Source organism: Streptomyces gobiensis, from assembly GCF_021216675.1.
Lineage (GTDB): Bacteria > Actinomycetota > Actinomycetes > Streptomycetales > Streptomycetaceae > Streptomyces > Streptomyces gobiensis.
Map to the genome: position 1 here is coordinate 1,615,250 of NZ_CP086120.1, position 21,529 is coordinate 1,636,778.

General features: G+C 67.3%; 21 protein-coding genes, 2 tRNA genes and 1 riboswitch. Of the genes, 9 read left to right on the forward strand and 14 right to left on the reverse strand.

Annotated elements, in window-relative coordinates; translation table 11 throughout:
- Positions 1 to 16: 16 nt before the first annotated feature.
- The gene (locus test1122_RS07465) at positions 17 to 1,444 is read left to right on the forward strand and encodes an amidase (RefSeq protein WP_232268375.1); all 1,428 of its coding nucleotides are present in this window, start codon (positions 17 to 19) and stop codon (positions 1,442 to 1,444) included.
- Here the strand turns inward: test1122_RS07465 and test1122_RS07470 are convergent.
- From test1122_RS07470 to ehuB, 7 genes are all read right to left on the reverse strand, one after another.
- The gene (locus test1122_RS07470) at positions 1,425 to 1,925 is read right to left on the reverse strand and encodes a DUF3830 family protein (protein ID WP_232268376.1); all 501 of its coding nucleotides are present in this window, start codon (positions 1,923 to 1,925) and stop codon (positions 1,425 to 1,427) included. The two genes, test1122_RS07465 and test1122_RS07470, sit on opposite strands and share 20 nt — an antisense overlap.
- Before the next feature lie 81 nt (positions 1,926 to 2,006).
- Positions 2,007 to 2,080, reverse strand: a tRNA-Lys gene (locus test1122_RS07475).
- A 120-nt stretch (positions 2,081 to 2,200) separates the two neighbouring features.
- The gene (locus tag test1122_RS07480; protein ID WP_232268377.1) at positions 2,201 to 2,959 is read right to left on the reverse strand and encodes an IclR family transcriptional regulator; all 759 of its coding nucleotides are present in this window, start codon (positions 2,957 to 2,959) and stop codon (positions 2,201 to 2,203) included.
- 196 nt (positions 2,960 to 3,155) lie between these two features.
- Positions 3,156 to 3,965, reverse strand: coding sequence for an ectoine/hydroxyectoine ABC transporter ATP-binding protein EhuA (ehuA, locus tag test1122_RS07485; RefSeq protein WP_232271806.1), 810 nt, complete (start codon positions 3,963 to 3,965; stop codon positions 3,156 to 3,158).
- A gap of 40 nt (positions 3,966 to 4,005) precedes the next feature.
- Positions 4,006 to 4,665, reverse strand: coding sequence for an ectoine/hydroxyectoine ABC transporter permease subunit EhuD (gene ehuD / locus test1122_RS07490; protein ID WP_232268378.1), 660 nt, complete (start codon positions 4,663 to 4,665; stop codon positions 4,006 to 4,008).
- Positions 4,662 to 5,405: an ectoine/hydroxyectoine ABC transporter permease subunit EhuC gene (gene ehuC / locus test1122_RS07495; protein WP_232268379.1), complete on the reverse strand. Its 744-nt coding sequence runs from the start codon at positions 5,403 to 5,405 to the stop codon at positions 4,662 to 4,664. Before ehuC ends, ehuD begins: the two co-directional genes overlap by 4 nt.
- Positions 5,402 to 6,313, reverse strand: coding sequence for an ectoine/hydroxyectoine ABC transporter substrate-binding protein EhuB (ehuB, locus tag test1122_RS07500; protein WP_422396940.1), 912 nt, complete (start codon positions 6,311 to 6,313; stop codon positions 5,402 to 5,404). Before ehuB ends, ehuC begins: the two co-directional genes overlap by 4 nt.
- A 217-nt stretch (positions 6,314 to 6,530) precedes the next feature.
- Between ehuB and test1122_RS07505 the strand changes: the two genes are divergently transcribed.
- From test1122_RS07505 to test1122_RS07530, 7 genes are all read left to right on the forward strand, one after another.
- Complete coding sequence (locus test1122_RS07505) at positions 6,531 to 7,214, forward strand: nucleoside/nucleotide kinase family protein (RefSeq protein WP_232268381.1); 684 nt, start codon at positions 6,531 to 6,533, stop codon at positions 7,212 to 7,214.
- A 32-nt stretch (positions 7,215 to 7,246) separates the two neighbouring features.
- Positions 7,247 to 7,320: transfer RNA gene (locus test1122_RS07510), tRNA-Lys, on the forward strand.
- Between the two features lie 332 nt (positions 7,321 to 7,652).
- Entirely contained in the window at positions 7,653 to 7,787 is a 135-nt protein-coding gene (locus test1122_RS26555; protein ID WP_277879802.1) for a hypothetical protein, read from the forward strand.
- Between the two features lie 345 nt (positions 7,788 to 8,132).
- Positions 8,133 to 10,163 carry a glycosyltransferase family 2 protein gene (locus test1122_RS07515; RefSeq protein WP_232268382.1) on the forward strand — a complete coding sequence of 677 codons (2,031 nt, stop codon included), beginning with the start codon at positions 8,133 to 8,135 and terminating at the stop codon, positions 10,161 to 10,163.
- Positions 10,160 to 12,124, forward strand: a complete 1,965-nt coding sequence (glxA, locus tag test1122_RS07520) for a radical copper oxidase GlxA (protein WP_232268383.1) — start codon at positions 10,160 to 10,162, stop codon at positions 12,122 to 12,124. Before test1122_RS07515 ends, glxA begins: the two co-directional genes overlap by 4 nt.
- A gap of 79 nt (positions 12,125 to 12,203) precedes the next feature.
- Positions 12,204 to 12,878, forward strand: coding sequence for a hypothetical protein (locus test1122_RS07525; protein ID WP_232268384.1), 675 nt, complete (start codon positions 12,204 to 12,206; stop codon positions 12,876 to 12,878).
- A 6-nt stretch (positions 12,879 to 12,884) separates the two neighbouring features.
- Positions 12,885 to 13,553, forward strand: coding sequence for a class F sortase (locus test1122_RS07530; protein WP_232268385.1), 669 nt, complete (start codon positions 12,885 to 12,887; stop codon positions 13,551 to 13,553).
- Here the strand turns inward: test1122_RS07530 and test1122_RS07535 are convergent.
- On the reverse strand, positions 13,531 to 14,322 hold the full coding sequence (locus test1122_RS07535; RefSeq protein ID WP_232268386.1) for a CbtA family protein: 792 nt from the start codon (positions 14,320 to 14,322) through the stop codon (positions 13,531 to 13,533). The two genes, test1122_RS07530 and test1122_RS07535, sit on opposite strands and share 23 nt — an antisense overlap.
- Before the next feature lie 17 nt (positions 14,323 to 14,339).
- Positions 14,340 to 14,564 carry a CbtB-domain containing protein gene (locus test1122_RS07540; protein ID WP_232268387.1) on the reverse strand — a complete coding sequence of 75 codons (225 nt, stop codon included), beginning with the start codon at positions 14,562 to 14,564 and terminating at the stop codon, positions 14,340 to 14,342.
- 34 nt (positions 14,565 to 14,598) lie between these two features.
- Positions 14,599 to 14,761, reverse strand: a riboswitch (cobalamin riboswitch).
- 46 nt (positions 14,762 to 14,807) lie between these two features.
- Here test1122_RS07540 and test1122_RS07545 point away from each other — a divergent pair.
- Positions 14,808 to 15,878: a glycoside hydrolase family 6 protein gene (locus test1122_RS07545; protein ID WP_232268388.1), complete on the forward strand. Its 1,071-nt coding sequence runs from the start codon at positions 14,808 to 14,810 to the stop codon at positions 15,876 to 15,878.
- A gap of 158 nt (positions 15,879 to 16,036) precedes the next feature.
- Here test1122_RS07545 and test1122_RS07550 read toward each other — a convergent pair whose 3' ends face one another.
- From test1122_RS07550 to test1122_RS07570, 5 genes are all read right to left on the reverse strand, one after another.
- A complete protein-coding gene (locus tag test1122_RS07550) occupies positions 16,037 to 17,809 on the reverse strand; it encodes a VanW family protein (RefSeq protein ID WP_232271807.1) in 1,773 nt (590 codons plus the stop codon).
- 795 nt (positions 17,810 to 18,604) lie between these two features.
- On the reverse strand, positions 18,605 to 19,384 hold the full coding sequence (locus tag test1122_RS07555; protein WP_232268389.1) for an HAD-IIA family hydrolase: 780 nt from the start codon (positions 19,382 to 19,384) through the stop codon (positions 18,605 to 18,607).
- A gap of 62 nt (positions 19,385 to 19,446) precedes the next feature.
- Complete coding sequence (locus test1122_RS07560; RefSeq protein WP_232268390.1) at positions 19,447 to 20,409, reverse strand: NAD-dependent epimerase/dehydratase family protein; 963 nt, start codon at positions 20,407 to 20,409, stop codon at positions 19,447 to 19,449.
- A gap of 25 nt (positions 20,410 to 20,434) precedes the next feature.
- Positions 20,435 to 20,629 (reverse strand): DUF2795 domain-containing protein, encoded by a 195-nt coding sequence (locus test1122_RS07565; RefSeq protein ID WP_232268391.1) that lies wholly within the window; start codon positions 20,627 to 20,629, stop codon positions 20,435 to 20,437.
- 118 nt (positions 20,630 to 20,747) lie between these two features.
- Positions 20,748 to 21,497 (reverse strand): SDR family oxidoreductase, encoded by a 750-nt coding sequence (locus test1122_RS07570; protein WP_232268392.1) that lies wholly within the window; start codon positions 21,495 to 21,497, stop codon positions 20,748 to 20,750.
- Positions 21,498 to 21,529 lie beyond the last annotated feature (32 nt).

Below are 21,529 nucleotides of genomic sequence, written 5' to 3' on the forward strand. Positions count from 1 at the left end.
TCTCCCGGAGGATCCGTTGACCGATCTCACTTCCATGACCGCGACGGATCTCGTCGCGGGATACGCCGCCGGTGACTTCTCACCGGTCGAGGCGACACGCGCCACGCTGGAGCGCGCCGAAGCCATCCAGCCGCATGTGAACGCGTTCGTACGGATCGACAGCGAGAGCGCACTCGAACAGGCGCGCGCCGCCGAGGCGCGGTGGCATCGGGGAGAGCCAGCCGGACTGGTCGACGGGGTGCCGGTGACGGTGAAGGACATTCTGCTGCTGCGCGGTGGCCCCACCTTCCGGGGCTCCTGGGGGATTTCGGCGGCCGGCCCCTGGGACGAGGACGCCCCGGCGGTGGCCCGGCTGCGTGAGCACGGCGCGGTCTTCCTGGGCAAGACGACCACCCCGGAGTTCGGCTGGAAGGGGGTCACCGACAGCCCGCGGCACGGGGCGACCGGCAATCCGTATGACCCGTCCCGCACGCCGGGGGGCTCCAGCGGCGGTGGCGCCGCGGCCGTGGTGCTGGGCGCGGGGCCGCTGACGCTGGGCACGGACGGCGGGGGCTCGGTCCGTATCCCGGCGTCCTTCAGCGGGCTCTTCGCGCTGAAGCCGACCTATGGCCGGGTGCCGATCTATCCGGCGAGCGCCTTCGGGACGCTCGCCCATGTCGGGCCGATGACACGCGACGCGGCCGATGCCGCGCTGCTGATGGATGTCATCTGCGGCCCCGACTGCCGGGACTGGTCCCAGCTCGCTCCGGTGACCGGCAGCTTCCGGGACCAGCTGACCGGAGGTGCAGCCGGGCTGCGGATCGCCTACTCCCCCGACTTCGGCGGCCGGGTCACCGTCGACCCACAGGTCGCGGCGGCGGTACGGCGGGCCGTGGACCGGCTGGCGGAGCTCGGCGCGCGGGTGACGGAGGTGGACCCCGGCTTCGAGGATCCGGTCGACGCCTTCCACACCCTGTGGTTCAGCGGTGCGGCCCGGGTCACCCAGGGCTTCACCGCCGAGCAGCGGGAGGCGATGGACCCGGGGCTGCGGGAGGTCTGCGAGCAGGGGGCGCGTTACTCGGCGCTGGACTATCTCGCGGCGGTCGACGTACGGATGGCGCTGGGCAAGACGATGGGAGCCTTCCATGAGACATACGACCTGCTGGTGACCCCGACCGTGCCGCTGACCGCCTTCGGCAAGGGCATCGAGGTCCCGGAGGGCTCGTCCTGCACCCGGTGGACCGGGTGGACGCCGTTCTCCTACCCGTTCAACATGACGCAGCAGCCCGCCTCCAGCGTCCCGTGCGGGCTGGATGACGCCGGGCTGCCCATCGGCGTGCAGCTGGTGGCCGCACGCCATGCGGACGGGCTGGTACTGCGCGCCTCCCACGCGCTCTACGGCACCGGGATCGCGGATCTGCCCGCGCCCCGGCTGCTTTCCTCCCTCACACCCGCCGGAAGTTGAGCGACTCGCCGAGCGCCCCGGCGCGCCACAGGTCCTGACAGGCCTCGGCCATCCGGTCGAGGCCGTCCACCACAGTGCCCCAGACGATGCCGGGCACCCACCCGGCGTCGCCGTTGATCAGCAGGTTGTTCCGCTCATAGAAGAGGGCAAGATCGACGACGGTCGCCTCGCCATGGTGCTTGGCGTGCGGCTCATAGCCATACGACTTGGTGCCCAACTGGACGTCGCTGAAGGTGAAATAGCACAGATCCCCGGGGATGGGGGTGATGGTGGGGTTCTCCAGCGGGGGCTCTTCGGGGGCGAAGGGCGGGATGAGGGCGTAGATCTCATTGCGTGCGTACTTGGCGTGATAGACATCGCCGCCGAGCGGCAACGCGTCCCACACCGCGGCGCAGGTGATCGGCGCCCGGTCATCCAGGAGCTTGGCGGTGCAGCTCACCCCGCGCTTTTCCAGTGAGACTTCAATGAAGCGTTCAGCCATCGTGCCTCCAGTTCGTGACTCCTGGCGATGGTGACATAACTCAAAGGCCCCCCGCTGGTGCGAGGGGCCTTCGGTTGTCTGTGCGCCGCCAGGGACTCGAACCCCGGACCCGCTGATTAAGAGTCAGCTGCTCTAACCAACTGAGCTAGCGGCGCCCGCCGACACGCGTCGCGAGCTCCGTTGCGGGGTAGGCCGGAGCGTCGTGGCTGGTGTGGGTGGGCGGTTGCGTAGCAGGGTGGGCCCACGCCCCTCGCGGGGCTGCGTGCCCACAACGGTCAGATGGAGAGGGAGAGCAGGACTGGGGCGGCCTGGCGGTTGAGTTTGTGGGCGGCCGTGCGCAGCCGATGCGCGTGTTCGATCGGGAGGGACAATGCCAGACAGCCGACAGCGGATCCCGCGGTCACCGGGACAGCCGCGCAGACCGTACCGATCGCGTACTCCTGGAGATCGAGGACGGGCACGGTCGGCGGCTGGCTGTCGAGCTGAGAGAAGAGCACCCGCTCATTCGTGGTGGTGCGGGAGGTCAGCCGGATCGTCTTGTGCCGGGACAGATGGTCCCGTCGGCCGTCGTAGTCAAGCTGGGTGAGCAGACACTTCCCGACCGCGCTGGCATGGGCGGCGGCCTTGAAGTCGACCCACTCGGTGACCGCAGGCGTACGCGGCCCGGCCGCGAACTGGGTGATCTTGACCTCGCCATCCAGATACCGGCTGATGTAGATCGCGGCGCCGAGATCATCACGCAGCCTGGTCAGATGCCGTTGAAGCTTCTCCCGCTGCATCTGGTTACGGTCCCCGCCCGAGCTCAGCAGGACGAAGGATTCGCCCACCACGAAGCTGCCATCCACAAGCTGCTCCAGATAGCCTTCCCGGCGCAGCATCAGCAGTAGATGCGCCAGGTGCCCCGGCGGCAGCCCGGTGCGCCGGGCGAGCTGGTCTTCGGTGACTCCGTCGCGCTGCTTGGCGACTGTCTCGAGCACACGCAGGGCGTACTGCACCGAGCGGAATGGCACGATCGGCACTGGCTTCGGCGCCACGGTGTCCCCCTTGGAGGTTGTGACCGCTTGCGTTGTGACCGTAGCTACCGGTCACGGAAGTACGTATCACGATAGCGCCCAAGGGCCCAATGAGGACCACCTGTTGCTGCTATCGGCATATGCCTCTGGCCTCGAACAAAAGCACTGTGCCCCCGGCCTCGGTCCCGGCCCTCGAAAAGGGCCGGGACCATACCGGTCAGAGCACCGCGCCCAGAAACTCGCGGGTCCGCTCATGATCTGGGTCGTTGAAAATCTTCTCCGGGGAGCCGGACTCGATCACGCGACCCTCGTTGAACATCAGCACCTCGTCCGAGATATCGCGCGCGAAATTCATCTCATGCGTCACGCACAGCATCGTGATATCCGTCGTGTGGGCGATGTCCCGGAGGACATCCAGCACCCCGGCCACCAGCTCGGGGTCGAGCGCGGAGGTGACCTCGTCCAGGCACAGCACCTGGGGCCGCATGGCGAGCGCGCGAGCGATGGCGACCCGCTGCTGCTGGCCGCCGGAGAGCTGCGAGGGGTACTTGTCGATGTGCTCGGTCAGCCCCACCAGCTCCAGCAGATCGCGGGCCCGCTGATCGGCCTCGTCCGCGGACAGGCCCAGTACATGCACCGGCGCCTCGGTGATGTTCCGCAGCACCTTCATATTGGGGAAGAGGTTGAACTGCTGGAAGACCATGCCGATCTTCTTGCGCACCTCACGGATGTGCTTCTCACTCGCGGGAACGAGTTTGTCGTTCTTCTTCTCGTGGGTGAGGTAGTCACCATCGACCATGATGGTGCCCTCATCCGGCTTGAGCAGCGTCATCAGCAGCCGCAGAATCGTGGTCTTGCCCGATCCGGAGGGGCCGATCAGGGTGACGTGCTTGCCGGAGCTGACGCTGAACTCGAGGTGGTCCAGGACGACATTGCTGCCGAAGCGCTTGGTCACTCTGTCGAACCGGATGAGCTCGCTGCCACTGGCGCGACTCTCCTCCGGGGTGTCCTTGGTCGTGTCCACCACGGCCTCCGGGGTCTCGTTCTCGGTCTTCTCAGGGGAGTTGTCAGTAGGTGGCAAGACGACGCTCCAGGGCTCGGATCAGCAGCGAGGCCGGATAGGCGATCAGGATGAACGCGATGCCGACGATCGTGATCGGCTCCATGTACTGGAAGGTCTGGGCACTGAACCCACGCGCCCGCCCCAGCATGTCCAGGGCGCCGATCAGGGCGATCATCGGGGAGTCCTTCAGCATCGCCACCACGTAGTTACCCAGTGCGGGCACCACCCGGCGGATCGCCTGCGGCAGAATCACCGCGGTCCAGGTGCGCCGCGTCGGCAGGCTGAGCGCGGTGGCCGCCTCCCACTGGCCCACCGGCACTCCGTCGATTCCGGCCCGGTACACCTCCGCGGTGTAGGTCGAGTAGTGCAGCCCCAGTCCGATGGCGCCGGTGACCAGTGCGGACATGCGCAGTCCCGGGCCCCACTCGGGAAGCACGAAGAAGAGGAAGAACAGCTGCACCAGCAGCGGGGTGTTCCGGATGAACTCGGTGAGGATGTTCACCGGCCAGCGGATCACCGCGAATCTCGACCGCTGGGCGATCGCCCAGAAGAGACCGAGGGAGAAGGCGATCAGCGTACCGAACGCCACGGCCTGCAGCGTTACCCAGACGCCCTGCCAGAATTGCGGCAGGAACTCCGCGACGACGTTCCAGTTCCAGTTCACTTGGCACCTCCGGTGGCGGCCACCGTGCTGGCGTCAGCAGACCCGCGGCGCAGTGAGAGCTTGGCCAACAGCCCCTTGTCGGACGGCGGGGCCTGTCCGATCCGTGTCTTGGCGTGCCGCTCGAGCACGCGCATACCCCGGGTGATGAAGAAGGCCAGTACGAAGTACATCACCAGGATGACGGTGTAGATCGGCCCGCTCTCCTGGGTGGTGATCCGGATCAGATTGGCGGAGAACGTGATGTCCGCCACCGAGATGGTCGAGACCAGCGCGGTGCCCTTCAGCAGCTCGATGGAGAGGTTGTTGAAAGGAGGGACCATCTCCGGCCAGGCCTGCGGGATCTCGATCCGGCGCAGCCGCTGCAGCCGGGTGAAGCTCAGTGCGATACCCGCTTCCCGCTGTGCTTCGGGCACCGACGCCAGCGCGCCGCGTACGATCTCCGAGCCGTACGCGCCATAGGTCAACCCCAGCGCCACCACACCGGCCCACATGGGCACCAGTTGGTAGCCGAACATCAGCGGGAAGGCGAACAGGAACCAGAAGAGCATCACCAGTGCGGAAGCGCCCCGGAAGATCTCAAAGTAGCCTCCCGACAGAAAGCGCACGATCCACAGCCGTGAGGTGCGCAGCGTGCCGATGGTGAAGGAGACGGCCAGGGCCAGGGCCGCGCTGTACAGCGTCACCTGAATGGTGATCCACAACCCGGGCAGCATCCAGTTGTTCCACAGACCCCAGGTCATGGCGAACACAGCTCCTTGGCGGTCAGATCGGTCATGTCATCCGCGGTGAAGCCGAAGGGCTCGACGATCTCCAGCAACCGCCCACTGTCCTTGAGCTTGTGCAGCTCTTCGTTGAAGGCGTCCCGCAGATTCGTTTCGATCGGTCGGAACGCGAAGCCGCCGGCGCCGATCTGCTCCTCGCCGTCGACCTCGGGGATGAACGGCTCCGAGGCCTCGACACCTGGTGCGTTCTCCACCGCCTTGACGATCGTCGGGCTGGTCCCGGCGAAGGCGTCGGCCCGGCCCTGGCGTACGGCGTCCAGGCCCGCCACCTGGTCGGCGTAGAACTGGATGCGGCTCCTCTTGTAACCATTGCCGGTCGCGTAGTCCGCCTGGAACCAGCCGTTGCCGGTGGCGAACCTGACGCCCGGTTTGGTGAGGTCCTCGTAGGTATGGAGTTCCTTGGGGTTGCCCTTGGCGACGATGAAGGCGTCCTTGGCCACATAGTCGGGGTCGGAGAAGATCACCTGCTCGCAGCGGTCCGGGCTGATCCACATCCCGGCGGAGACCACGTCGAACTGGAGGGACTTAAGCCCGGGGATGAGCGAGCCGAACTCCGTGGGTACGGGCTCCATGGTCTCGATGCCAAGGTTCCCAAAGATGACCTTGGCGATAGCTGGTGCCTGGCCAGTCAGTTTTCCCTGGCTGTCGACATAGGCGTAGGGGATTTCACCGGCGATTCCCAGCCGCACCCTTCCCTGCGCCCGCATCCGGTCCAGGAGATCGCCGCCCCGCTCGGCAGCCTGGGTATCAACCCGGGCACAGCCGGTCATACCCACTACGCCAAGAGACGCCGCTCCTGCGAGCAGCGAGCGGCGGCTGATTCCTCTTCCGTTGTTTGTCTCGTTTTTCCTCGATGGTCGGGCCATGGGCGCGCGGCTACCCACCCTCCGTGAAGATATGCGCATCGTTTCGGGCCAGTGATCCTGACGACGAGCGGCGCACAGGCGCCGGAGCCAGCATCATGCACGGCTTTCGCAGGCCGGGCGGTCCGGCGCGCACGGCGTAGCTCGGTGGTCCCCACCTTGGGCCTACTGCGCGCTGTGGCGTGGTGCGAAGCCCTCCCCACCAGGGAAGGTAGGCCGCATGCGCACCGAGGAACTCATGGAGCGGGCATGGCGGCTGGCGGAGACGCATGGGCGGCGGCCGCGTGCCGTGCTGGGTCTGGTCGGCCCTCCGGGCTCGGGCAAGTCCGCCCTGGCGCGGGCACTGGTGTCCGGGCTGCTGGAGCGATACGGGCCAACGGCGGCCGCCTACGCGCCGCTGGACGGCTTCCATCTCTCCAACGCCCAGCTCAGCCGGCTCGGGCTGGCCTCCCGCAAGGGCTCGCCGCCGACCTTCGACGTGGCGGGCTATGCCGCGCTGCTGTCCCGTATCGCCGCGCCTGGCGAACACGACATCTACTGCCCTGATTTCGACCGGACCGTCGATGAGCCCATCGCCGCCCGCCATGTCGTCCCCCCGGACACCCGGCTCGTCATCACCGAGGGGAACTATCTGGCCTGCGAGCTGCCGGGGTGGGCGGACGCGCGCCTACATATCGACGAGCTGTGGTACGTGGAGACGCCCGATGATGTACGGGAGAAGCGACTGCTGGAACGTCAGCTGGCGGGTGGCCGGGGTGCGGCCGGGGCACAGGAGTGGGTGCGTACGAATGACGCACCCAATGGTGAGTTGGTCAAGGCATCACGCAGCGCTCCATGGATCAACGACATCGTGCACTGGAGTGGCCCGGACGGGTGGTCATCGGCACCCCTTTGCATCGGGTAAGCTCTCTTTCCGCCGGTCACGGACCGGCGCCCGCGCCGCTAGCTCAGTTGGTTAGAGCAGCTGACTCTTAATCAGCGGGTCCGGGGTTCGAGTCCCTGGCGGCGCACAGACGGTCGGAGGCCCTTCGCGGAAGCGGGGGGCCTCCTTCGTTGCGGATCACTGCGGGCACTCGGTGCCACCTGCGGGTTTCCGGTCGCGGGTCTGGAGCTGCTCCCTCACACTGAGTGGTGTCTACGGTAGATCGGACAGCTGGCGTAGGAGGGCATCCATGCCGGACTCACCTCGCTTGGGGCGGCCGGAGCGGCCGGCCCGTTCGGAGAACCGCGTGGCCCGCCGCCCGGGGGCCCGGTCGGTGTGTTTGCATCGTTTACGGAAATGGCCGAGTTCCACGGCGGACTCCCGGACTGCCATGCCTGACCCCATGCGAGGGAGTTGACGATGAGCACCCCTGTGCAAGAACGCGAACGGCTGGACGAGGAGAACCCGGCCGCCTCGGCCCCGGTACTGCTGCTCGCGGGGGAGGACGAGGACGACTGCGCCGGAGAGCCGCATATCTGCCGGAGCATCGACTGACCCAGGCTTGTGACCCAGGCTGGTGACCCAGGCTTGCGGATCTCCTTGCAGATCTCTTTGGTCACAATCGACCATATACCTTGGCGATTCTGGGTAAACAGCTAGTATCACTCTTGCGATCATGTTGTGAGATCCGCGAAGCTGATCCACAGTCACTGGCTCCGGTCAAGCCCCTGGTTGGGGAGACCAGAGGCAAAATCATGGAACCGGAACACCGTCCTCCGGCGTCTGGTGGAGCGGCGGTTACTAATGCCGCGCCCGTCTCGGCCCGTTCAAGGGGGTATGGGTCATGGACGCGGGTGAGAACGAGCACACGCAGCCCGCTGCGTGCGGGGGGATGGATTCATGGCGTCGGCACCACGTCCGACTCAGTCGCGTGCCTACGACGACCCGTCGCAGACGACGAAGCTGCGGGTTCCCCGACAGCACCGCACCGGCCAGCACAACACGCTGGGCCGGGGTATGCGCTGGCCCCGCAAGGCACCACCACGCTATGACTACGAGCACTACAGCAGACTCGCGGGCCCGCTGACCCAGCCGGACCCCGGTAAGCCGTACCGCGTCAGGTACCGCAGTCTGATCGCCGATGAGCCGCACCGGATCCGGGCCGGGCTACTGCTGGCCGCCGCGCCGCTGGTCTCACTGGGCCTCTTTCTCTGGCTGATGCAGCCCCAGCACTGGACCGAGCGCGACGAGGGCTCGGTCTCCGATCTGGTGCTCAAGCTCGACATCGTGATGCTGGTCGCGATCGGTCTGATCGAGCTGTTCCGCACCATGAACGTCCTCTCCAACTCGCACGCCACGCTGGTCGCCCGGGACCCCGTCCCCGTGGTGCCCGAGCCCGGCACCCGCGTCGCGTTCCTCACCTCCTTTGTGCCCGGCAAGGAGCCGATCGAGATGGTCACCAAGACCCTCGAGGCGGCCGTCAGGATCCGGCACCGCGGCACCATGCATGTCTGGCTGCTGGACGAGGGTGATGACCCAGAGGTGAAGGCGGTCTGCGCGCGCCTGGGCGTGCGCCACTTCAGCCGTAAGGGCGTAGCGAAGTGGAATACGGCCAAGGGCGCCTTCCGCGCCAAGACCAAGCACGGCAACTACAACGCCTGGCTGGACGCGCACGGCGATGACTACGACTTCTTCGCCGGGGTCGATACCGACCATGTGCCGTTGCCCAACTATCTGGAGCGGATGCTCGGCTACTTCCGCGACCCGGACGTCGGCTTCGTCATCGGCCCACAGGTCTACGGCAACTACGACAACTTCGTCACCAAGGCCGCCGAAAGCCAGCAGTTCCTCTTCCACGCGCTGATCCAGCGCGCCGGGAACCGCTATGGCGCACCGATGTTCGTCGGCACCAGCAACGCCGTCCGGATCAAGGCGCTCAAGCAGATCGGCGGTCTCTATGACTCCATTACGGAGGACATGGCGACCGGCTTCGAGATCCACCGCCACCGCAATCCGGAGACCGGCAAGAAGTGGCGCTCGGTCTACACCCCGGATGTGCTGGCCGTCGGCGAGGGCCCCAACGCCTGGACCGACTTCTTCACCCAGCAGCTGCGCTGGTCCCGGGGCACCTTCGAAACCATCCTCAAGCAGTACTGGAGGGGCTTCGGCACCCTGCCGCCCGGCAAGCTCTTCAACTACACGCTGATGATCATCTTCTATCCGATCTCGGCGCTGAACTGGATTCTGGCCGCGCTCAGCTGTGGGCTCTTCCTGGGGCTGGGCGCCTCGGGTGTGCAGATCGACCCGGTCATCTGGATGATGCTGTACGGCAACGCCTCCGCCCTCCAGGTCGGTCTGTACATCTGGAACCGGCGGCACAATGTCTCCCCGCATGAGCCCGAGGGCTCCGGCGGCCTGGCGGGCATGCTGATGTCCGCGCTCTCCGCCCCCGTCTACGCCCGCTCGCTGATGGATACCGTGCTGCGCCGCAAGAGCAAGTTCGTGGTGACGCCCAAGGGGGATTCGGCCAGTCCGGACACCCTCTTCGGCACCTTCCGGATCCATCTCTTCTTCATTCTCGTCTTCGGCGGTTCGCTGGCCGGCTCCTTCTTTCTGGGCCATGACCACCCAGCAATGATCACCTGGGCGGGCCTGGCGCTGCTGATCACAGCGGCGCCGATCATCGGCTGGCAGGTGACCGTACGGGCCGAGAAGAAGAAACGACAGCGGGAGCGGCACCACCGCAAGGGCGGCGGCGTCTCCGCGCCGATGCCCGAGCCGGGCGCGCACCCCGTCATCCCGCCCGGGTCCGTCAGCGCCGCCGCCCCGGCGGAGACGACGGCGGCGGGTGCGGACGGGGAACCACGGCCCAGCTGGGCCGCCGATCCCGACGAGACCATGCAGATCGCCCTTGGGGGACGTAAGAAGTGAAATACCGTCCGAGCCGCCGTGCGAAGCGTCTGGGCCTCGCCACGGCGGCGGTGCTCGTCGTGGCGGGAATGAACGCGCCATGGCTGATCCGCTTCGGCAGTGAGCAGTACCACCAGTGGAACATCAACCGCCCTGTCTACAAGGCCCAGAACGGTCTGTGGCAGGTAGTCGACGTTCCGGAGAAGTACAAGATCAACACCATTCACGCCGCGCTGCTGCACACCGGCAAAGTGCTGCTGGTGGCGGGCTCCGGCAATGACGCCGAGCAGTTCAAGGCGAAGACATTCCGCAGCGTCCTGTGGGATCCGAAGAAGAACACCTTCAAGAACATCCCCACCCCGAAGGACATGTTCTGCGCCGGTCACACCCAGCTGCCCGATGGCAAGCTGCTGATCGCGGGCGGCACCCAGCGCTACGAGACGCTTGAGGGCGACGTCGAGAAGGCCGGCGGTCTGATGATCGTCAGCAATGAGAACCCCGACAAGCCGATGACGCTGCCCAAGGGCACCAAGTTCAAGGGCAACAAGAGCGGCAAGACCTTCGTCACCCAGCAGTCACTGCTGGTGCCCCGGGCGAAGAAGGTCACCGACCCGGTGACCGGCGATGCCAAGGTCACCGCCCGCCAGGCCCGTATCTATGTGGAAGCCCAGGAGAAGGGCAGGAAGCACGCCACCGGCGACACCGAGCAGTACACGGTCCTGGGCCTGAAGGGCCAGGACCGGGAGAACGTCTACGGCATCGCGAACAAGCTCTCCTTCGACAAGAAGGACTTTCAGGGCATCAAGGAGTCCTACGAGTTCGACCCGGTCGCCGAGCGGTATATCGCGGTCGACCCGATGGAGGATGCCCGCTGGTATCCGACCCTGACCACCCTGGAGGACGGCAGGGTGCTCTCCGTCTCCGGTCTCGATGACATCGGTGAGGTCTCCAAGAAGGTCGAGCTCTATGACCCGGCGACCAAGAAGTGGCGGACGCTGCCCAAGGAACGTTACTTCCCCACCTACCCCGGCCTCTTCCTCGCGGACCAGGGCAAGATCTTCTACTCCGGCACCAGCTCCGGCTACGGCCCCGCGGACCAGGGCCGCGTGCCCGGTCTCTGGGACTGGCGGACCGACAAGTTCCAGAAGATCCCGGGTCTGAGCGACCCGGACGCGCTGGAGACCTCCATGGCGGTGCTGCTGCCGCCCGCCCAGGACCAGAGGTACATGGTGCTCGGCGGCGGCGGGATCGGTGAGAGCTCCAAGGTCACCGATAAGACCCGGATCGTTGATCTGAAGGCGGACAAGCCCAGGTTCACCGACGGCCCCAGGCTGTACGCCCCCGTCCGCTATCCCAGCAGCGTCATCCTGCCCGATGACACCGTGCTCACCACGAATGGGTCCGGTGGATACCGTGGCTACAGCGACAGCGATGTTCTGAAGGCCGAGCTGTACAACGCCAAGACCAATACATCCCGCAGCGTCGCCGATCCCCTCGTCGGGCGGAACTATCACTCCGGTGCGCTGCTGCTGCCCGACGGCAAGGTCATGACGTTTGGCTCCGACTCGCTTTTCGCCGATGAGGCCAATACGAAGCCCGGTCAGTTCGAGCAGCAGATCGATATCTACTCGCCGCCCTATCTCTTCCGGGACTCCCGTCCGGAGCTGCGGGACGGCTCTGACACGCCACAGAGCGTCAAGCTGGGCGGCAAGGCCGAGTTCCAGTCCAAGGACGCCGACCAGATCCAGGAGGTCCGGCTGATCCGGCCGAGCTCCTTCACTCATGTGACCAACGTCGAACAGCGTTCCATCGCCCTGGAGTTCGAGCAGACCGCGGAGGGTGTCGAGGTGACCCTTCCGGAGGATCCGACACTGGTGCCGCCGGGGTACTACATGGTCAATGTCCTCGATGCGGAGGGCACGCCATCGGAGGCGGTCTGGGTGCACGTCCCCGTGGCAGCCCCCGGGGAAGTGCGAAGCTGACCCGATTGGTGGAGTTCCGGATGCGGGGCGGGCTCACCGGGGGGATCTTCGGGAGTACCGAGCCCGGAGGTTTCCACCCATGCGCATCGCACGCCCCGCCACGGTCACACTCCGTACATCGCTGATTGCCCTCGCCATCTGTGCCGCGGGAGCCGCTCCCGCGGCCGCCGACCCGGACGGTACAGCCGGGTCGGTCATCGTGACCCCGCCTCAGGTCCGTCCGGGAGGAGAGGTCAATATCCGGGTCGACTCCTGCGACGGCGACAAAGGGATCGCGCGGTCCAGGGCATTTGTGTCCGCCATCGCGCTGAAGGCCACCGCGGATGACGCGCTCACCGCCGACGCGAGCGTACGTGCCTCGGCGCAGCCCGGCGCATACCGGATCACGGTTGACTGCTACGACAAGACGGGAAACCTCAAGAAGGCCATCGCGGAGGGCCGGTTCTCCGTCGTCGGCGGCAAGGGGCCCCACCCGTTCCGGCCTCCCCGGCCCAGCGAGCCCACTGGGCACAGTGGGTACGGCGAGCACAGTGGGCGCGGCGAGCACAGTGGGCGCGGCGAGCACGGCGAGCACACTGTGCACAGCGCACCGGTCGCCCCCGTACGTGCCGGTGGCGGCGGCACCGCGGGAGAGAGCAGCGCCGGAGTGCCGCACTCGCTCGCCCTCGGGCTGAGCGGTGCCGCCGCGCTGGGCATCGCGGGCGCCGCGCTGCTGCGCCGACGTACCGTGGCGCGGCACGGCGGCGACAGCTGACCGGCGATGTCCGAGGAGGAGCGTTCCACCGGCGGCGGCAGGCTGCTGACCGGGGTGGCCTGGGCCGTACTGCTGCTCGGACTGTGGCTCTGGGGCAAGGATCTGACGGATGGCGACTTCGGCGTTCCGGTGCTCGGTGATGTGTCCCGGGCCGGCGGTCTGGTGGACGGGCGCCCGCTGCCCGCCGCACATGAACCGCTGAGCGGCGAGTCGAAGCCGCAGCGCATTGAGATCGAACGGCTGGGCGTGGCAGCCCCGGTGGTCGAACGTGGCCTGGACCGGGATGGTGCGATCGATCCGCCACCGCTCAGTGCGGCGGACACCGTTGGCTGGTACGCGGACGGCCCGGTGCCGGGTGCGGAAGGCGCGTCGTTGCTGGTCGGTCATGTCGACACGGAGAGCGAGAAGGCCGTCTTCTATGGGCTGAGCACCATGAAGCCGGGCACGGTGGTGAAGGTGACGCGGGCCGATGGCACGGTGGCCGAGTTCACGGTGGAGGAAGTCGACGTCGTTCAGCGTGGTGACTTCGACGCGAAGAAGGTGTACGGCGCACGGTCGAAGGGCCGGGCTGAGCTGCGCATCATCACCTGCGGTGGCACCTTCGACCGCGCGGAGCGCGCGTACACGGCCAATGTGGTGGTCTCTGCCTACCTCACTGGCTCTCAGCGGGAGTAAGCGCCTCCCGCGTGCGCTCGCTGGCCGCCGCGCGCAGACCCAGGGCACCGAATGCCGCCCCCAGAGCGCCCCACAGCAGGGCGTGTGAGGCCAGGGAGAGCACCCGGAAGTCCCAGAGGAGCGGCGCCGGGACCGGCACCGGGTCGGGGTTGCCCGGCAGGAGGAAGAGCACCCCCAGAATGGCGATGACCGTGCCGGCCACCGTCAGTTGCCGTACCGGCGCCGGACGGTCGGTGAGTCGCCGGTGGAGCTGCCAGGCGAGCAGCATGCCCAGGACGCCGATCACCAGCGCCGCCACCCAGAGGGCTTGGCGTTCGGAGACCGTGCCGCCGTCACCGACCCCCGGAGGGTTCGCCGGGTAGCGCAGGCCCGGCAGGAGGGAGAGGGCGAGGAAGCCCGCGCCCGCCAGGGTGAGGGCACGTGGCCAGGGCCGGTCCTCGGGGTTCGCCCGGTGGATCAGCGCATAGGCGACCGCGAAGAAGACCCCGAGGGCGAGGCCGACGACCACCGCGGTGACGAGCAGTCCGAAGTGCTGTGTGCCGCGTGAGAACAGCTCTTCGGCCTCATGCGTATGGGCGGAAGGCGTATGGGCGGAGTGCGCATGGGCGGACGCGGTCTGCCGCTCTTCCTCAAGCCGGATCGCCCGGTCCATCAACGGCTCCGCCAGGAGCAGCGAGAACAGCCCGGCGGCCAGGCCTGCCAGACCGCCCGCGAGCAGCCCCCGCCGGAGCAGGGGCAGCACGGGGTAGGGAGTTGTCGAATCAGACATGGTGCGGACGGCCCCGATCAGTGGCAGGGGGCACCGAAGAGGTGCCGTCCATCGTGGGAGAACTCGTGCAGATACTCGCCGGTCGCGGCGATGACATGGCCGTTGTCCATAAAGACGGCGTAGAGCGCGATCAGCGCGATGATGACCGCGGCGCCCGCGATCAGCCAGTCACGGGTACGAATCGTCGCGCTAGCAGCCGTGTCGGGTGCGACAGTGGTCGGTGAACCGGTGTGCAGGGACATCCGCGGTGCCTCCTCCTGGGGTTTCCACGCCCCAACGGTGGGAGAGCGACAGGTCAGTTCCTGACTTCCGCATGGGAGGCCCATGCGGTCACAGTGGCGGGACCGTCCCGGAGTTGCACCGGGTTCCTGAACACCATCGCCTCTTTATCCAAATGTGTCTGATGGAGAGTCCCAGGACCCGTCTGACCTGTCAATGTGCCACGATGGGGGCGACCGGTTTGCACCGTATCCAAAGGGGAGTGGATGTACGGCACCGACGCCGGCCGCAGGCACCGAGCAGTTCGCAGGCACCGAGCAGTTCGCACCGGCCTGACCGTGGGTGGGGCAGTGGTGGGTGCGATGGCCCTCCTCACCGCCTGCTTCTCGTCATCGGGGAAGAGTGGAGACGTGAAGAATCCGGACGAGGGGAAGCCGTCCCAGGCGGGCAAGCCCTTCTGGGTGAACCCTGATGGCAGCGCCGCCCGGGCTCTGGACAAGCTCCGCAAGGAGAACAAGGCCGAAGAGGCGGCGCTGATCGAGAAGATCGCCAGCCAGCCCGTCGGGGAGTGGATCGGGACGGACGATCCCGAGGGAGAGACGCGCCACATCACCAAGGCCGCCGCGAAGGCGAATACGAGCGCGCTGCTGGTGCTCTACAACATCCCGCACCGCGACTGCGGGCAGTATTCACAGGGCGGCGCGCCAGATGGCAACACCTACCGGGACTGGCTCAACAAGGTTGTCAACGGCATCGGGGACCGTAAGGCCTCGGTGATCGTGGAGCCGGACGCACTACCGCACATACTGGATCCCGGCTGTGTGCCCCGCGCTCTCCATGATGAGCAGTACGCCCTGATCAAGGAAGCGGTGGAAAAGCTCAAGGGGCTCCCGAACACCAAGGTGTATGTGGACGCGGGCAATCCGCACTGGATTCGGGACGCGGGCGCCCTGGTCGGGCCGCTGAAGCGGGCCGGAATCGAGCGCGCCGACGGCTTCTCGCTCAATGTCTCCAACTACCAGACGACCAAGGAGAACATCGCATACGGCAAGAAGCTGTCCGCGATGGTTGGCGGCAAACACTTCGTCATCGACACCAGCCGCAACGGCAATGGCCCCATAGAGGGCGAGGGGGCCGAGGAGGACGCCGAGGCCTGGTGCAACCCGCCGGGCCGGGCGCTGGGCGAGCCCCCGACCACGGACACCGGTGAGGAGCTGGTCGACGCCTATCTGTGGATCAAGCGGCCCGGGGAGTCGGACGGCACCTGCAAGGGCGGCCCCAAGGCGGGCGAGTGGTACCACACGTACGCCCTGGAGCTGGCCCGCAACAGCCGCTAGGGGGTGACTGGTGGATCTCCGTGGAGGGAGGAGCGGCGTCTGGTGCGTGCGATCGCAAGGCGGAGGAGGAAGCCAACCTGGTTGGTTGGCGACCGACGACAACGCAGCGAGCGTGCGTGCCAGGCGTCGCGACGCCGCGGAGATCCACCAGACACCCCCTAGGGCTCCTCGTCGTGCCGTGGCGAGCTGTGGTCAACCGGTTGTTCGTCAGTTTCTGAGTCGCAGGTGACCTTGTCCCGGGGCACATACCGGGTCTTGAAGGTCTCTCGTTTGACTTCCTTGCCACCGGACCGGAAGACGCGGTCAACCTTGACGTCGAAGCCATCGAGCGGAGTCTGCGGCTGACAGTTCTCCTTGGCTCCCGGGCGGCTTCCCGGCTCTTTCACCTTGGTGCGAGGGCCTTTGACCGCTTTGACCGAGTCGTATTTCTTGGTGCCGAGAAAGGTGACGGTGACGGAGCTGTCCGTAGCACTGGCCTGGATATAGATGGCGTTACCCGAGTCGTTGAGGAACCTCAGGTCGAGACTGCCCCAGGCCACCGTTGCTTCCCGCCCTTCCGGGTAGCGTTCGATGTAGAACGAATGAGCCCCGTACTCCACCGGTTTGACGCCGGCGAAGAACACGGCGTTGAAGATGGTGGTGGCGACAGCGGAGACGCCACCGCCCGTAGCCTTGGCGTACTTGTCGTCGTAGATGATGGTGCCGTCCACGAAACCGTTGGCCTTGGTCCGCTCCCCCACGGTGCGGTTGAAGCTCCAGGTCTCGTCGGGCAGCACGAGCGACCCGTTGATCAGTTCCGCGGCACGGCCGATGTTCGTGGTGCGGTATGCGGCGGGCTCGAAGTTGACCGTGAAGGTGGACAGCTTCTCCTTGATCCCCAGTCCGCCGATGGTGTCGCGGGTGAGCTTCGGCTGCACCTTCTCGGTGGCCACCGCCGCGGTGCGGGCCGACCCGGACTTGGTCAGCAGAGGCAGTACAGCTTGCTTGATGCCCCTGGCCGTGACCTCCTGCCCGGGTTCGCCGTCCGAGGCCACCACCACCCGTTTACCGTCCAGGCCCAGTTTCGCCTCGACCGCCTCGTCGGTGGCCCGCTCCAGGGGGCGGGCCACCGCCGGATCGCCCCGGAGCCCCTCGCCGTTGAGCCGGGGCGTCAGCCGGTTCGTCTTGTCCGGTTTCATCGTGAGGTGTTCACCGACCGTCACGGGGCTGATCTCGACCTGCCGGCTGCCTATGGTGAGCGTGACCGGCGCCGACATGGCGGGCGTGGCGAACTCCCTCATGGCGCGGGACACCTCTGCCGCATCGACACGGGGTTCGGTCCGCTGAACCGGCAGCCGGACCGGGTCAGCCCCCTGGCCGGGAACAGCGGAGCTCAGGACCGCGAGGGCGCGGCCCACCCGCAGCGATTGCCCGGTGACCGGCTGTACGGGCACCGGCTTGCCCTTGTCGAAGGTGATCGCGCCGTCCCGGGCTTTCCGGTCGTACTTCTTCGCCGTCCTGGCCAGCACCGCACGGGCCTTCGCCTCGTCCACGCTGATCACCGGCTCGACATCGCGGTCCCCGGTGGTGAACAAGCCGCCGATCACAGTCAGCGGGCCGGTCCCCGCTCGCATGGCACGGGCAACGGTCTCCTCGCTGTCCAGGGAGAGACCGGCCACCCGTGCGTCGATGGTGTCGGTACGTTCGCCGATGCGCACCTTCACCGGCGACGACCAGGCCTCGCCTAGCTGCTTGTCCAGTTTCTCCTGGGCCTGCGCGCGGTCCAGGCCCCCGATGTCCACGCCGTGCACCCGGGTACCCACGGGGACGTCGTCACCGGACGCCAGCAGGCCCACCAGATACAGCCCGCCGAAACCGAGACCTGCCGCCCCCGCTATGAGCACGGCGGGGTGTATTCGACGACGATCAGCCAGCGTGGTGTCGGCGGGCATGCCGAGGCGCGGGAAGCGATGCACTGGATCTCCTTGTCGATGGCCGTCGCGTCGCGCGGACAGGCCTCAGGCAACGGTCACACATCGGCCAATCGTAAAAAAGTCCTAGCGCGGACTCTGTGAGCTCCGCTGACTACGGGCGCTCGGCGTGTCCACGTCAGAAAACGCGGCAGCTCGCAGGCCAGGGGCCTGCGCGGGACCTGACGACTGGATTCATGTGAGTTGCGACTCACCGCGCCGCTGCCGCCGCTGGGAGTTCCCCTAACCCGACCCCTCCCCGAAACTGGGGGCTACCGCCCCCAGACCCCCACCCCGTGTTGTGGGCACTCGGGCCGCCCGAGGGGCGGCACGGGTGGGCACAACCCCCGCGCGGGCCCTGACGACCGGATTCGTGTGAGATGCGGCTCACCGCGCCGCTGCCGCCGGTGGGAGTTCCCCTAACCCGACCCCTCCCCCGAAACTGGGGGCTACCGCCCCCAGACCCCCACAGTGTGTTGTGGGCACTCGGGCCGCCCGAGGGGCGGCACGGGTGGGCACAACACCCGGCCACCGTCCCGCACCGGCCAACCCCGGGGCCCGGGGCGAAGCCCCGGTTACGGGAAGGGGCGGGATTCGGGGAACACCCACCCACGGCACCCCCGCAGCCGGGCGGAGCCCCGCCACGCGGCGGAGCCACGGCACCCCCGCAGCCAGGCGGGTTGCGCGGGCATGGCCCGGCGACCGGGCCACCCCGCGAGCCCGCGCCAGCATGCGCGGGCGGCACCGGGCAGCGGGGCGATCAGTTACCCGGTGAAGCTAGACGCGTTCGATGAGGTCGGCGATTGAGTCGACGACCGTCGACGGCTTGAAGGGGTGCCGGTCGACATCCTCGGGCCGGGTCAGCCCGGTGAGTACCAGGAAGGTCTCCATCCCGGCCTCCAGGCCGGCCAGCACATCGGTGTCCATCCGGTCACCGATCATCGCGCTGGTCTCGGAGTGCGCCCCGATCTTGTTGAGCCCGGCCCGCATCATCAGGGGGTTCGGCTTGCCCACGAAGTACGGCTCCTGGCCGGTCGCCTTGGTGATCAGTGCGGCGACCGACCCGGTGGCGGGCAGCGGCCCCTCGGCCGAGGGGCCCGTCTCATCGGGGTTGGTGGCGATGAACCGTGCGCCGTTGTTGATCAGCCGGATCGCCTTGGTGAGGGCCTCAAAGCTGTACGTACGCGTCTCGCCCAGGACGACATAGTCCGGGCGGGCGTCGGTGAGGACATAGCCGATGTCGTGCAGGGCGGTGGTGAGCCCCGCCTCACCGATGACATAGGCGGTGCCGCCCGGCCGCTGGTCGTCCAGGAACTTCGCGGTGGCGAGCGCGGATGTCCAGATGTTCTCCACCGGGACCTCAAGCCCCAGCCGGGACAGCCGCGCATGCAGATCGCGCGGGGTCTGCATGGAGTTGTTGGTCAGTACCAGGAACGGCTGCCCGGACTCCTTCAGCCGTTTGAGAAAAGCGTCGGCACCCGGGATGGGGATTCCTTCGTGGATCAGCACCCCATCCATGTCGGTGAGCCATGATTCGATCGGCTTGCGTGTCGACACTGTGGGACTCCTGCCGTGCGCTGTTCGAGGACACGCTCAGCCTAATGCTCGGCCAGCCCGGCTCAGTCGGCAGCTTGCTGCCGGTACCAGTCGATGGTGCGGGCCAGGCCCTCGTCCGCGGGGACGCGCGGTTCCCACTGGAGTTTGCTGCGGGCCACGGTGATGTCCGGGCAGCGGACGGCCGGGTCGTCCGTGGGCCGTTCGATGAAGGCCACCGTGGAGGTGGAGCCGCTCAGTGCGATGATTTTACGGGCGAGGTCCAGCATGCTGATCTCGTCCGGGTTGCCGATGTTGACGGGGCCGGAAAGGTCGGAGGCCGCCATGGCGAGAATGCCGCGCACCGTATCGTCGATGTAGGAGAGGGAACGGGTCTGCCGGCCGTCTCCGGTGACGGTCAACGGCTCATCCGCCAGCGCCTGTCGGATGAACGTGGGCACGGCCCGGCCGTCATAGCCGCGCATCCGTGGCCCGTAGGTGTTGAACAGCCGCACGATGCCGGTGTCGACGCCATGCGTCTCCGCTTCGGCCGTGGTCAGCGCCTCACCGAACCGCTTGGCCTCGTCGTACACGCTCCGCGGCCCAACGGGGTTGACGTTGCCCCAGTAGCTCTCGCTCTGGGGCCGCTGCTGGGGGTCGCCGTACACCTCTGATGTGGAGGCGAGGACGAACCGGGCCCCGTGCCGCTGTGCGAGCGCCAGCGCGTTTCCCGTTCCGACGCTGCCCGTGCGCAGGGTGTGCATGGGCAGCCGCCGGTAATCGGTGGGAGACGCCGGTGAGGCGAAATGCAGTACGAGGTCGACGGCCCGGTCAACGTCGAAGGGCTGGGTGACATCAGCCCGCAGCAGGCTGAAGCCGGGCCGGTCCGCCAGCTGTGCCACGTTCTGCCAGGCGCCGGTGCAGAAGTCGTCGACGCAGGTGACCTCCGTGCCTTGGGCCAGCAGTGTGGCGCACAGATGGGAGCCGACAAATCCGGCACCTCCGGTGACCACGGCGTGGCTCCAACGTGGCTCGTTGACCGGGACCATGGGACCTCCGTTCAGTACGTCGGGCTCATTTGCCCTTGAAGAGGGCCTGCTCGACCTTGTCCGGTCCGTCGAACCGCTTCTCGCTCAGATGGGAGATCTCCTCGACCATCTTTTTGTCGGCTTTGTTCTTCTTCGCGGTCTCCACGAGCTGTTCCCGGTCCGCCGGGTAGCTGGCTCCCTTGAGGGCCTTCTGCAGCTCGATGGGGTTTGGTTTCGCCATGATGTGCTCCTGATTCTGCTGAGCGCGAGTGAGTGCGCGTGAGTCCGGGTGGAGTTACCGGCCACCCAGGTACCCCGTTTTTTATCAATCAATCGGACATTTCCGGCTTCTGTCGTCCTTACGGCCAGGTGCTTTCGCTGCGGGGTACAACCACGAGTTCCGGCATAACGCTGCCAGCGGGAACGGACAGGGCGTAGAGCACCGTGTCGGCCACGATGTCGGGGCTCTGCAGCAGCGAGACGTCCGTGTCCGGGAAGCGGTCAAGGATGAACGGCGTTTCCATGCCGCCCGCGATGACGCCGGTGACACCCACACCGATGCAGTCGCGCTGTGCCTCTTTGAACAGGGTGTGGGTGAAGGCGCGCAGCCCCGTCTTCCCGGCGGCGTAAGGGCCTGCCTCGGTCCAGGTACGGTTCGAGGCCGTGGACAGGATGTTCACGATGTGCCCGCCGCCCGCGGCGACCATGCGCCGGTATGTCTCCAGGCACATATACATGGGGCCCAGCAGGTTGGTGGTGACCACACGGGTCACTTCATCGGCCGACAGCTCCTCAACCGGCTTGGTCACATCCACGGCCGCGCAGTTCACCAGAACGTCCAGGGGGCGCGGGACCGTCTCGTCCAGATCCCGGAAGACTTCGGCGATCGCGGCCGGGTCGCGCACATCCAGCTCCACGAACTGGGCTCGGAAACCCTCCTCCTTGAGCTCCACGCACAGGTCCTCCGCCTGCTCCCTGCGCAGGTCCGCCACGCGCACATCGGCGCCCGACTCGGCGAGCCGCCGGGTGATGGCCGCTCCCAGGCCGCGGGCCCCGCCGGTCACCAGGGCGAGTTTGCCGCGCAGATGGGTGTGTGGTGTGTGGTTCACCGTCGTCCTCCTCAGTGTTGATGTCGTTTCGC

Coding starts and splice junctions, on each gene's coding strand:
- test1122_RS07470 (WP_232268376.1), bottom strand. CDS start 1,925: ATGGCTGAACGCTTCATTGAAGTCTCACTGGAAAAGCGCGGGGTGAGC.
- ehuC (WP_232268379.1), bottom strand. CDS start 5,405: ATGACCTGGGGTCTGTGGAACAACTGGATGCTGCCCGGGTTGTGGATC.
- ehuB (WP_422396940.1), bottom strand. CDS start 6,313: ATGGCCCGACCATCGAGGAAAAACGAGACAAACAACGGAAGAGGAATC.
- test1122_RS07505 (WP_232268381.1), top strand. CDS start 6,531: ATGCGCACCGAGGAACTCATGGAGCGGGCATGGCGGCTGGCGGAGACG.
- test1122_RS26555 (WP_277879802.1), top strand. CDS start 7,653: ATGAGCACCCCTGTGCAAGAACGCGAACGGCTGGACGAGGAGAACCCG.
- test1122_RS07515 (WP_232268382.1), top strand. CDS start 8,133: ATGGCGTCGGCACCACGTCCGACTCAGTCGCGTGCCTACGACGACCCG.
- test1122_RS07525 (WP_232268384.1), top strand. CDS start 12,204: ATGCGCATCGCACGCCCCGCCACGGTCACACTCCGTACATCGCTGATT.
- test1122_RS07530 (WP_232268385.1), top strand. CDS start 12,885: ATGTCCGAGGAGGAGCGTTCCACCGGCGGCGGCAGGCTGCTGACCGGG.
- test1122_RS07535 (WP_232268386.1), bottom strand. CDS start 14,322: ATGTCTGATTCGACAACTCCCTACCCCGTGCTGCCCCTGCTCCGGCGG.
- test1122_RS07540 (WP_232268387.1), bottom strand. CDS start 14,564: ATGTCCCTGCACACCGGTTCACCGACCACTGTCGCACCCGACACGGCT.
- test1122_RS07545 (WP_232268388.1), top strand. CDS start 14,808: ATGTACGGCACCGACGCCGGCCGCAGGCACCGAGCAGTTCGCAGGCAC.
- test1122_RS07550 (WP_232271807.1), bottom strand. CDS start 17,809: ATGCCCGCCGACACCACGCTGGCTGATCGTCGTCGAATACACCCCGCC.
- test1122_RS07560 (WP_232268390.1), bottom strand. CDS start 20,409: ATGGTCCCGGTCAACGAGCCACGTTGGAGCCACGCCGTGGTCACCGGA.
- test1122_RS07565 (WP_232268391.1), bottom strand. CDS start 20,629: ATGGCGAAACCAAACCCCATCGAGCTGCAGAAGGCCCTCAAGGGAGCC.